General features: G+C 37.0%; 10 protein-coding genes. 7 read left to right on the top strand and 3 right to left on the bottom strand.

Annotation, left to right across the window (positions count from 1 at the left end):
• The 4 genes from AC1M9B_RS13365 to AC1M9B_RS13350 all read left to right on the top strand — a co-directional run.
• The coding region (locus AC1M9B_RS13365) for an alpha/beta fold hydrolase (protein ID WP_481609282.1) at positions 1-197 on the top strand (197 nt) is incomplete at its 5' end.
• Positions 198-379: 182 nt separating this feature from the next.
• Positions 380-2041: a phosphoethanolamine transferase gene (locus AC1M9B_RS13360; RefSeq protein WP_481609281.1), complete on the top strand. Its 1662-nt coding sequence runs from the start codon at positions 380-382 to the stop codon at positions 2039-2041.
• A gap of 13 nt (positions 2042-2054) precedes the next feature.
• Positions 2055-2735: a response regulator transcription factor gene (locus AC1M9B_RS13355; protein WP_481596597.1), complete on the top strand. Its 681-nt coding sequence runs from the start codon at positions 2055-2057 to the stop codon at positions 2733-2735.
• A 15-nt stretch (positions 2736-2750) separates the two neighbouring features.
• Positions 2751-4064: an ATP-binding protein gene (locus AC1M9B_RS13350; protein ID WP_481609280.1), complete on the top strand. Its 1314-nt coding sequence runs from the start codon at positions 2751-2753 to the stop codon at positions 4062-4064.
• Positions 4065-4068: 4 nt separating this feature from the next.
• Here AC1M9B_RS13350 and AC1M9B_RS13345 read toward each other — a convergent pair whose 3' ends face one another.
• Positions 4069-4737, bottom strand: a complete 669-nt coding sequence (locus AC1M9B_RS13345) for a phosphatase PAP2 family protein (protein ID WP_481609279.1) — start codon at positions 4735-4737, stop codon at positions 4069-4071.
• A gap of 152 nt (positions 4738-4889) precedes the next feature.
• On the opposite strand from AC1M9B_RS13345, the gene AC1M9B_RS13340 reads away from it, so the two are divergent.
• Positions 4890-5762 carry an alpha/beta hydrolase gene (locus AC1M9B_RS13340; RefSeq protein WP_481609278.1) on the top strand — a complete coding sequence of 291 codons (873 nt, stop codon included), beginning with the start codon at positions 4890-4892 and terminating at the stop codon, positions 5760-5762.
• 4 nt (positions 5763-5766) lie between these two features.
• Here AC1M9B_RS13340 and AC1M9B_RS13335 read toward each other — a convergent pair whose 3' ends face one another.
• Complete coding sequence (locus AC1M9B_RS13335; protein WP_035270045.1) at positions 5767-6384, bottom strand: TetR/AcrR family transcriptional regulator; 618 nt, start codon at positions 6382-6384, stop codon at positions 5767-5769.
• 104 nt (positions 6385-6488) lie between these two features.
• Here AC1M9B_RS13335 and AC1M9B_RS13330 point away from each other — a divergent pair, with 104 nt between their 5' ends.
• Both AC1M9B_RS13330 and AC1M9B_RS13325 read left to right on the top strand, forming a co-directional pair.
• On the top strand, positions 6489-7844 hold the full coding sequence (locus AC1M9B_RS13330) for a flavin-containing monooxygenase (RefSeq protein ID WP_218947418.1): 1356 nt from the start codon (positions 6489-6491) through the stop codon (positions 7842-7844).
• 113 nt (positions 7845-7957) lie between these two features.
• Positions 7958-9580, top strand: coding sequence for a long-chain-fatty-acid--CoA ligase (locus AC1M9B_RS13325; protein WP_481609277.1), 1623 nt, complete (start codon positions 7958-7960; stop codon positions 9578-9580).
• A gap of 60 nt (positions 9581-9640) precedes the next feature.
• On the opposite strand, the gene AC1M9B_RS13320 is transcribed toward AC1M9B_RS13325, so the two are convergent.
• Positions 9641-10957: a flavin monoamine oxidase family protein gene (locus AC1M9B_RS13320; protein ID WP_481609276.1), complete on the bottom strand. Its 1317-nt coding sequence runs from the start codon at positions 10955-10957 to the stop codon at positions 9641-9643.
• Positions 10958-10975 lie beyond the last annotated feature (18 nt).

The raw sequence follows: 10975 nt of genomic DNA, 5'->3' as shown, positions 1-10975 counted from the left end.
AACAACTCAAACAGATTTCGATTCCTGTATTGATTATTGCAGGTCAACAAGACCCTGTGACCACTGTGGCAGATGGTCAGTTTATGCAAGCAGCGATTGCGGGTAGTCAACTTGTTGAGATTAATGCTTCGCACATTTCGAATGTTGAACAACCACAGGCGTTTAACCAGGCTGTGGCTGAATTTATTCAGGCTTAAGTTCAGAACAACTTAAACCTGAACTCAGGAAACATCACTTGTCACGGGTGACTCATCTTGACGCTTTGCCAGATTGCTCCACCAGTCTGGCTTTTTTTATGTCCTAGACTTCAATCATTTATTCAGTAAATTTTAAGAAATAAAACCTAATCTCAGCGTAGTTAAATATTAGAACTCATCGTATGCGCTACACATCTATCATTCAGCAATGGAAAAAACCAACGATAAGCCTAGCACTATTCAATTTAGTACTCTCAGTATGGGTTGGCATTGGTTTAAATATTGCGTTCTACAAACAACTTACTTCACTCACACCTTATCAAGGTTACCCAGCAATTCTTTTTTTAATAGGTTCATCTGTCTTAATCACAGCTGCTTATTTTTTTATTTTCAACCTTATTCATTGGAGATTGAACGTAAAGATATTTGCAAGTATCTGGATTGTATTAGGCGGTATGTCTGCATATTTTGTAAGTAGTTTAGGCATTATTATTAATGCTGATCAGATTCAAAATATGATGCAAACCAATACGATGGAAGCATTTGATCTGATAAATATAAGATTATTTATTTGGGTTGTATTTTTTATTTTAGCGCCTCTTTTTTTTATTTATTGGGTGAATATCAAAAAATCAACGTTTTCTCATACCCTTTGCAGGAAAATGTTACACAGTGCAATCAGTTTAATTTTAGTGTTAGGTTGCGCTTATTTATATTATGTTGACTATGCAGCTATTTTTAGAGAAAACAGAGAGTTGAAAGGAATGATCAGCCCTCAAAATGTCGTTGCAGCGTCCTTCAGTTATTATAAACATCTTCAACCTCCCAAAAATACTATAATTCAACCCTACGGACGTGATGCACACCAATTTATTCAAACGGCGACCCATCAAACTCCAAAACTGATGGTTTTAGTGATAGGAGAAACAGCACGTGCAGAAAGTTTTCAGTTGAATGGATATGATCGAGCTACAAATCCAGAATTAAGCAAATTAAATATAATCAATTTTCGTAACGTCAGTTCCTGTGGTACTGCAACGGCGGTATCCGTACCTTGTTTATTTTCTGGTATGACTCGACAAGCATATACAGAAAAAGTCGCAAGACAACGGGAGAACTTACTCGATATTATTCAACGTGCGGGCTACAAAGTAACGTGGATCAATAACAATTCAGGATGCAAAGAGGTTTGTAATCGGGTTGAGCGTTATGAAATTCCCGAATCTATTCATAAGCAATGGTGCGATTCTAAGGGTGAATGTAAAGATGAAATATTGATTGATAGCCTTAATGCCTATATTCAAGCCATTCCCAAAAATGATAAAACGCCAAGACTTATCGTACTCCATCAAATGGGAAGTCACGGCCCAGCTTACTATAAACGGTCCACTCATCAATACACACCCTTTCAGCCGACTTGTAACACCAGCGCAATTCAAGGATGTAGTCAACAAGCTCTGATCAATACTTATGATAATTCAATTGTATATACAGACCATATTCTCGCTTCGTCAATCAATTTATTAAACAAACAAACTCAATTTCAATCCGCTTTATGGTATTTATCAGATCATGGTGAATCCACGGGTGAACATGGAATGTATTTACACGGCGCGCCTTATCAAATTGCACCATCACAACAAACTCATGTGCCGATGATCATGTGGTTTTCAACAGCATGGCGAAAACATGAAGCGTCAACTGTACGATGCATTAAATCTCAGAAGAATGATGCACTTAGCCAAGACAATGTCTTTCACACCATGCTAAGTTTATTGAATATTCATACTACAACATTACAACCCGCATTAGACCTCAGCCAACAATGCAAACCTCAATTATAGAACAGAGCCTAATATGAATAAAATCCTGATGATTGAAGATGACTTTATGATTGCAGAGTCATCTCAAAAGTTGCTCCAATATCAATCATTTGAAGTAGTCTGGGTCAATAATGGCATCGATGGCTTAAAACAATTAAATCAACAAGCATTTGATTTAGTGCTGCTCGATCTTGGATTACCTATGATGGATGGCATGCAAGTACTCAAACATCTTCGCTCACTATTTCCTTCAATTCCTGTACTCATTATTTCAGCAAGAGATCAACTTCAGCACCGTATCGATGGATTAAATCAAGGCGCTGATGATTATCTAGTAAAACCATACGAGTTTGAGGAGTTATTAGCGCGTATTCACGCCATACTCAGACGTACATCTCAACAAAATACATCTCAGATAAAACAAATTTTAGAATTTGGCGGACTCAGGTTAGATCTTGAACAACATATCGCGAGTTTTGAAAATCAGACGGTTGAATTTTCAAACCGTGAGTGGGCTTTATTAATTCCACTCTTAACTTATCCAAATAAGATTTTTTCGAAGTCTAATCTTGAAGAAAAACTGTATGATATTGAAAATGAAATCAGCAGTAATACCATTGAAGTCTATATTCATCGCATACGCTCAAAATTAGGTAAAAATTTTATACGTAATGTGCGAGGATTAGGTTATCGGCTAGGTCAGCCTACACCATAAAACAAGAATTGATACATGACGCAACCCTACTCTTTACAAAAGCAACTTGTTGTATTTACCTCAATTTTTAGTGTGGTGATGGGATGTATATTGGTTTTTTCAGCCTATAGAACAGCTTTAGAGGAAACAAATGAAATACTTGATGCTCAGCTGAAAAATCTGGCAGAGCGCGTTGCAAAATTTAATCCAGATCCTGTAAAGAGTAAATTTTCACATTTAAAACAGTACCATGAAGAAGATTTATTTGTAGATGTTTGGGCCTATGACCAACAATCACATTTACATGAAAAGTTTAAACAGTTGGTTGAGCCAGTCGCAAAGTCAGCTTTTTATCATCACACTAATCATTATGGTAAATGGCATACCTATGTGATTCCATTGAAAACTGTTCAAGTTCAAGTGAGCCAACAAGACTCTGTTCGACAAGCTTTAGCCATAGAGCTCGCAATCAACATGTTTTTACCTTATTTAATCATTATGCCCTTCGCGATTTATGGCTTAGGTTTTATGATTAGAAGAAATTTTGCTCCATTTGAGCAATTTAAATCCGAATTAAGTACACGTAAACCAAATGAGCTGACCGTAATCGACCCTCAACAGTACCCTATTGAGCTAGTACCCAGCATTCAAGCGATCAATCAATTATTTCAAAGGATCTCTGATGCCCAACAAGAACAAAAACAATTTATTGCAGACGCCGCTCACGAATTAAGAACACCAATTACAGCATTAAATCTTCAAACTAAAATTTTACTCAAAGAGCTCCCCCATCACGAATCGTTAATCAAAATGAATAATGGTTTACACCGAACTCAGCATTTGGTCGGACAGCTTTTAAATCTCGCTCAACAAGATTCATTGAATGCCAGTAACGAGAAAAAAATGAGTATTCGGTTAGATGAACGTGCTTATCAATCTATTGAACAATTGATTCATTTAGCTTTAGCCAAAGAAATCGATTTAGGTATGGAACGTTATGAACACGTTCAAATTATAAATTATTCATCTGCTATAGATTCAATATTAACCAACTTAATAGAGAATGCGATTAAATACACGCCTCCCAATGGCATCATTAATGTTTTGACATTTCAAGAGAATGATATAGCGATCATTCAAGTGGAAGATAGTGGCCCAGGAATTTCAGCAGATCTCTATGAACGTATTAAAAAAAGATTTTATCGAGTTGAGCAACATCAAGAAATTGGTAGTGGCTTAGGTTTATCAATTGTTGAAAAAGCTGTAGAACGTATGGGGGGTAATCTTATCTTTGATCGCAGCCCTCAATTAGGTGGTTTATTGGTGAGAGTGGAAATTAAACTACATTAATTGCTTAGGCTAATTTAACCTTATCTTTTAGACTAAATATTACGACATTGAACATCCAAATCAACCAACCTGTCCAAAGATTATGACTAAAAAAATGTGCACCTCTAAGCATTTGCGTCCATCCCATAAGCATTCCCAAGAGAATTGCACTCAATAAGTAAAATTGAGCTAATTTGCTTTTTTTGTTCCTGAACACAAAATACCCACTCAATAATGCAAAACCTGCAGAAGCATGACCTCCAGGAAAACAATGCCCAACTTTACTACTGAGACTCCAGACAATTGTCATTCCCTGAGGTTGAGCTGCATCCCATGGGCACATCAAGTTCGACCGTGATTTGAACAACGCTATTAAAATAATTGAAATTAAAGCAATTGCAAAAATTGTGATGTAATTTTTAGAGGTTTCCAAACTTTGATTTCTCGATTTGGGATGAGCAACCATGACTGCATATATCAGCATACTGCAGTACATCGCGATTAGCACATATTTAACCCATTTATGCCCGACTACACTTGGCCAAAATGCATCTTTTAAATAGAACACTCCTTTTGAATTTAAGCCTAATTGAATCAATTTCATGTCGACTGCACCATGTACTGGAAATAGATTGACCAAAATGAAATAGCTCAAGATTAAGGCGATACATTGCTTGCGATAGAAAAAACTCATACGAATACATCGAATAAAAATGTATTTAAATCAATCAGGCTTAAAATTTTCTGAACGATTTGACATCAAATAGACTTTTATACTGCATAACGATATGCTTAAACCAACCTGAGTTGGGTTTTAAAAATAAAAAAGTGTTAAGGATAACCACGATGCAAACTCAAGAATTACTTATTCCGAATGGCAACTATCAAATCCAAGCGGATTTTTATATGCCAGTGCCGATCACAAAAGATTCTAGTATCATCATTATGGCTCATGGCTTGGGTGGAGAAAAAAGCTGTGGCTTAAACTCTTTCGCTGAAGCTTATGCAGAATTGGGATATAACGTATGCGTATTTGATCATTCTGGTTTTGGATTAAGCAGTGGTCCTGTTCAGCATCTTGTTGATAAAAATAGTCAACTTCAGGATTGGAAAGTCGTTATCGACTATATTCAAACCCGATTCTACATCTCGAAAAAAAATATCATTTTATGGGGGTATTCGTTCAGTGGTGCGCATGTTCTAACATTAGCAAGTGAACACACCTTTAAAGCAGTGATCTCTAATTTTCCACACGTTGATGGTTTAGCGAGCTTGACGCTGTATCCGAAAAAATATTTATTGCATGCAACCATGATTGCATTACAAGATTTAGCCCTAGCAAAAATAGGTAGAGTCAAAACCATGCCTGTAATTGCAAAAGATCGGTTTGCTATTTTGGCGGGTGAAGATTGCTATGATGCCTATTATCGACTGATCCCAGATGGGATGCATTGGAAAAATGCTGTACCAGCTCGTATCGTTGCAACTATTGGTTTATACCGACCAACAATGATCGTTCATAAAATTCAATGCCCTGTTTTTGTGTCAGGTGCGGAACTAGATTCACTTATTCCTATCAAAGCAACACGTAAACTCGCACAAAAACTAAAACAAGGTGAATATCGTGAGTTCGTCTGCGGTCACTTCGATCTATTCCATTCGCCCGTTTTTGATCAACTCATCGCAGCGCATCAACATTTTTTGGAAAAACTAAAATAAACTTTTAAAGTTGGTAGTTATATCCCTTACTGCTTAAGTAAAATTCACTGATGAAATGGCATTCTTTTAGAATGTCATCAGTGACTTGTTGATGCTGATAGTAGCTGTGTTTCATTAATGCAAAAACCATTTCAACCAAATACACCGCTTCCTCTTTTCTATTCAATTTCAGCGGATGTACTTTCTGCTCAAATACCGCTTGTAAATCATGAGCAATCTTCTCAATGACGATTTCCTGTAAATTAAAACCATCAACATGTACTGGCCCACCCAAAATCAAAATACTTGCAGCAGGATTTGAATTGTAGAACTCAGCCACCTTAGAAATTAGATCAAAACAAATATCACGTGTTGACCAAGTTTGATAGCACTCATTTTTAAACAAAACATAGGCCTGCAGTTCATCTAAATAACGTTTCACCAATATGCTGAACAAATGATTAACTGTTGGAAAGTATTGATAAATCGTAATCTTAGGAAGATCGGACTGTGCTGCAATTTCGGGAATAGTACAGTGATTGATGCCTTGTTCTTCTAATATTTTCTTTGTTGTTTCTAGTACAAGTTCTAACCTTGCTTTACTTCTTTTTTGTACAGGAAGCTTAATTTCATCAAAAAGCATTTAAACAAATCCCCTGTCTTGCTGTTTAAAAATAAATCGATTATAGTCATAAAACCAACTATAGTTGGTTATGAATAAAAAGAACATCATTCAAGGATATGAATATGAACACAGTCTGTATCATTGGTGCAGGTCCGTCAGGAATTACGGCTGCTAAAAATTGTCAACAAAATGGTATTGCATACGATATCTTCGAGAAAAATGACAAAGTCGGTGGGAATTGGGTGTTTAATTCTAAAACTGGTCATTCTTCAGTCTATGAGAATACACACATTATTAGCTCGCGTACAATGTCTGAATATGAAGATTATCCAATGCCAGACAGTTACCCTGATTATCCACGACATGATCATCTACAGCAGTATTTTGAAAATTATGCCAAACATTTTGGTGTATATGACAAGATTAAATTTCATCACACTATTAACCATATTCATAAAAATGAAAATAAAAAATGGGTGGTGGATTACACCGATGATCAAGGTAAAGAACAACAGAAAATATATGACTATTTAATGGTTGCAAATGGTCATCACTGGAAACCGAAATACCCTGAGTATGAAGGTGAATTTACTGGCAAGTGGATGCATTCACATGATTTTAAAGGTGTAAATGACGACTGGCGTGGAAAGAAAATTTTAGTCATTGGTGCAGGTAATTCAGGCTGTGATGTTGCCGTAGAATCAGCACGTGTCTCAAAAGATGTGTATATATCGATGCGCAGTCCACAATGGTTTGTTCCAAAATTTATGTTTGGACATCCCGCAGACATACTCGTCAAGTCAATGGAAAAACTTCCGCCCAAAATGCGCCAAAAAATTCTGACCAAATTGGTAAAAGCATTCAGTGGAAATTACGCAGATTTTGGCTTGCCTGTAAATGACAAACCGATGCTGACACAACATCCAACGGCGAACTCTGACTTCATTGACTATGTGCGTCACGGTAAAATCAAACCAAAACCAGCGATCAAGCGTCTCAATGGTAAAATTGTAGAATTCGTCGATGGTACTCAACAAGAGTTTGATATTATTTGTTGTTGTACTGGTTTCTGGACCGTCTTCCCTTTCTTCGATAAAGATTTTATAGATTTCCAACATGCTGAAAAATTACCGCTTTACCGTAAAATGATGCATGCAGAACATGACAATCTTTATTTCATTGGTTTATTCCAGCCACTAGGTTGTATTTGGCCAATTTCAGATCATCAAGCCAATTTGGCATGTCAGGAAATCTTAGGAAAATATAAACGTCCTGCTGATATGAAAAAAGCGATTCAGCATGAGTTAGATCATCCACATTACAACTTTGAAGGCGGTCAACGTCATGCAGCAGAGGTTGACTATAATGACTTCCGCGCTGAACTCGTGTCAGACCTTAAAACTGCTGGTGTCATCATTCCAGAGCGTAAACCTTTGGTTTCAATCCGTAAATTAGTTGGTTCTTTACTGACTGCATAATTTAGTGTATTTCTAGGTCATCAGTGAGTGTTACGTTAATCGTGAGCACTCACCTTACATAAATATAATCAACTCAAAATAAAAACTCAAATGATCAATAGCAGGAGCTTTGCATGCACGGACGTATGATGTTTCAACCTTTATTAATCAGCAGTTTACTAGAACATGCTGCTGAATTTCATAAAGACACCTTGATCGTTTCAAAAAACACCGATGGCTCACTTTACGAAACCAATTGGGGCGATGTATCGGATAATGCTAAACGTGGTGCAAAGGCATTAAATGAACTTAAACTCATTCACGGCGATTGTATTGCAACATTAGCTTGGAACAATCATCGTCATTTAGAGGCTTGGTATGCTATTTCTGGTAGTGGCTTAATCTGTCACACCATTAACCCAAGATTATTTCCAGAACAACTGATTTTCATTATTAATGATGCACAAGATAAAGCGATTATTTTTGATAAAACATTCCTACCTTTGATTACAGGAATAAAAGCACATATTCCACTGGTGCAACATTTCATCTGCTTAGATGCACCTGATGAAAAGATTCGTCAAGCCTTACCCGAAGTCTTGTTCTACGATGATTTAATTGCGGGTCAAACTGCAGAATATACATGGCCTGAATTTGATGAAACCACTGCTAGTTCACTATGTTATACCTCTGGAACAACAGGCAATCCTAAAGGTGCTCTCTATTCTCATCGCTCAACTGTTCTTCACAGTTTAGCGGCCAGCTTACCTGACTCACTCAATCTGTCAGCCAAAGACATTATTTTACCTGTAGTTCCGATGTTTCACGTTCATGCATGGGGAACACCTTATGCCGCAGCGATGGTAGGTGCTTCAATTATATTACCAGGGCCGGGTCTTGATGGTGAGAGTCTAGTTAAACTCATTGATCAATATGAAGTGACTGTTGCACTTGGTGTTCCTACCATTTGGCAAAGCTTGTTGGTCGCTGCAAAAGCAATGAACAATTCACTGACCTCTTTAAAACGTAATGTGATTGGTGGCTCGGCTTGCCCACCTAGCATGTTAGCCACATTCCGTGATGTATATGATTGTGAAACCATTCATGCATGGGGGATGACTGAAGCTAGTCCACTTGGCACTGCCAATCAATTCAAAGCTAAACATAAACAACTTTCTCAGGATCAACAAGCAAAACTACGTCTTTCCCAAGGTCGCCCGCCGTTTGGAGTCAGGATTCGTTTAGTGTCTGAAGAAAGAGGAACCGATCTTGTTCCACATGATGGTGAGACTATTGGTAATTTACAAATCAAAGGACATTGGATTGTTGACAAATACTTTGGTCAGTCCGACTCACCATTGACCAGTGATGGATGGTTTGATACTGGAGATATTGCGTCTATAGATGCTGATGGCTATCTGCATATTAGTGATCGTGCCAAAGACTTGATTAAATCTGGTGGAGAATGGATCTCTTCTGTAGAGCTTGAAAATATCGCAATGGGTCACCCAGAAATTGCGATGGCTGCGGTCATCGCAGCACAACATCCAAAGTGGGATGAAAGACCTGTCTTAATCGCCGTTAAACATCCTAATAGCCAAATCACTGAACAACAACTCATTGATTACTATGCTGATAAAATTGCTAAATGGCAAACTCCAGATAAAGTGATTTTTGTCGATGCCATACCGCTTAGCGGCACTGGAAAAATGCTAAAAAGAAAACTTCGCGAAGAATATGGACATGTATTAATGTGAGTTCAGGTTAATTTCTCAACTCACTCATACTAACTAAATAAAGCTGTAACTGTACATCAGTTACAGCTTTATATTTAAGCCACTACGAATAATTAAATTAGCAGTATCACGACCTGACAGATATGCACCATGCACAGTGCCTGCATAATCAGTATGACAATGTTCACCTGCAAAATATACTTGCGCTGGATGCTCTTTTTTAAAGATCTCTACATCATCTTTAGTATGTTCAACTTTTGGAAAACTAAATGAACCTAAACTAAACGGATCACTTCCCCAGCGGGTAATTATGATGTTCTGAATTTCATTGGAGTGCATGCAAATCTTCAATATTTTCTTGATATATTCATGCACCTGTTGATCCGTTGCTTGATCAACCCATTCTGACTTTGTACCTCCAACGAGAAGTAGATAAGTCGGTTTATTATATAAACGACTAAAATCTAAAATACTATACAGCTCACGCTCATCCCAAAAAAATGCCGTATTGTGTTTAAGTGCATTCCCATTAAATTCTAGAGCTTTTGAAAATTGTATAAATATTTTATTGAAAGATCCAAAACCCAGCTTTTGAATCGATCGGACTAATCCACTAGGCAAAGGCGGCTCAAACTTAATTTTATCTTGCTTTAAAATACCGAGTGGAACTGTCACCACAACTTGAGAACCTATGTAAAGCTGTCCACATGCTGTTTTTATCTGCACTTGATGAGAGTCATGATCGATTTCAACAATATCTGCATTCGTATGAATCTCTAAATCAGTAGCCAGAACTTTAACAATCTGTTCATAACCTTTTGGAAATATCACTTCATCGCCTGAGAAGTAGCCTTCAAAATCCATAAAATTATGGGCTAATTGCTCTAAATCAGTCGCAAAAGGATCATTGGCAAGCCTTGAGTAATACTGCTTAATTTTTTGTGTGATGACGTCTCGATCAAAATAATGAAGTTGAAAACGTATCTTTCCTAAAACATTCTCAAGTTGCTCAAAAGCGGAGATATCCTGCTCTTTTGATTTATTTTGAAAAACCTTCTGAACATCACGAAGGCATTTTTCAAATTCTAAGCTCTCTTGTTCGGTAAATGGCTGACCATTGGCATGAAAATAATCCACTTGATCATAATTAAAAACTTGAGTACTTATCCGATTGGACTCTGCAATTTTCCATATCGGATTATTATCAATACCATGTATCCATGATGCACCAAGGTCAAAACAATGACCATCAATGTTTTGTGTATGTATTCTCCCACCTATACGATCACGTGCTTCTAAAACAACAACATTAAATCCTGCTGATTTTAAATGCTGAGCACAACTTAATCCTGCAACACCAGCGCCGATAATATAAATAGGATGATTAAAGTCGTTCATTCATTTTTTTATTAAAAA

The organism is Acinetobacter sp. ANC_7513, from assembly GCF_056779915.1.
Note: the sequence above shows the minus strand (reverse complement) of the source record. Positions and strands in the feature narration are given on the sequence as shown.

Bases quoted from the DNA above. Each gene is read 5' to 3' on its own strand.
- AC1M9B_RS13360 (WP_481609281.1), top strand. From the start codon at position 380: ATGCGCTACACATCTATCATTCAGCAATGGAAAAAACCAACGATAAGC.
- AC1M9B_RS13355 (WP_481596597.1), top strand. From the start codon at position 2,055: ATGAATAAAATCCTGATGATTGAAGATGACTTTATGATTGCAGAGTCA.
- AC1M9B_RS13350 (WP_481609280.1), top strand. From the start codon at position 2,751: ATGACGCAACCCTACTCTTTACAAAAGCAACTTGTTGTATTTACCTCA.
- AC1M9B_RS13345 (WP_481609279.1), bottom strand. From the start codon at position 4,737: ATGAGTTTTTTCTATCGCAAGCAATGTATCGCCTTAATCTTGAGCTAT.
- AC1M9B_RS13340 (WP_481609278.1), top strand. From the start codon at position 4,890: ATGCAAACTCAAGAATTACTTATTCCGAATGGCAACTATCAAATCCAA.
- AC1M9B_RS13335 (WP_035270045.1), bottom strand. From the start codon at position 6,384: ATGCTTTTTGATGAAATTAAGCTTCCTGTACAAAAAAGAAGTAAAGCA.
- AC1M9B_RS13330 (WP_218947418.1), top strand. From the start codon at position 6,489: ATGAACACAGTCTGTATCATTGGTGCAGGTCCGTCAGGAATTACGGCT.
- AC1M9B_RS13325 (WP_481609277.1), top strand. From the start codon at position 7,958: ATGCACGGACGTATGATGTTTCAACCTTTATTAATCAGCAGTTTACTA.
- AC1M9B_RS13320 (WP_481609276.1), bottom strand. From the start codon at position 10,957: ATGAACGACTTTAATCATCCTATTTATATTATCGGCGCTGGTGTTGCA.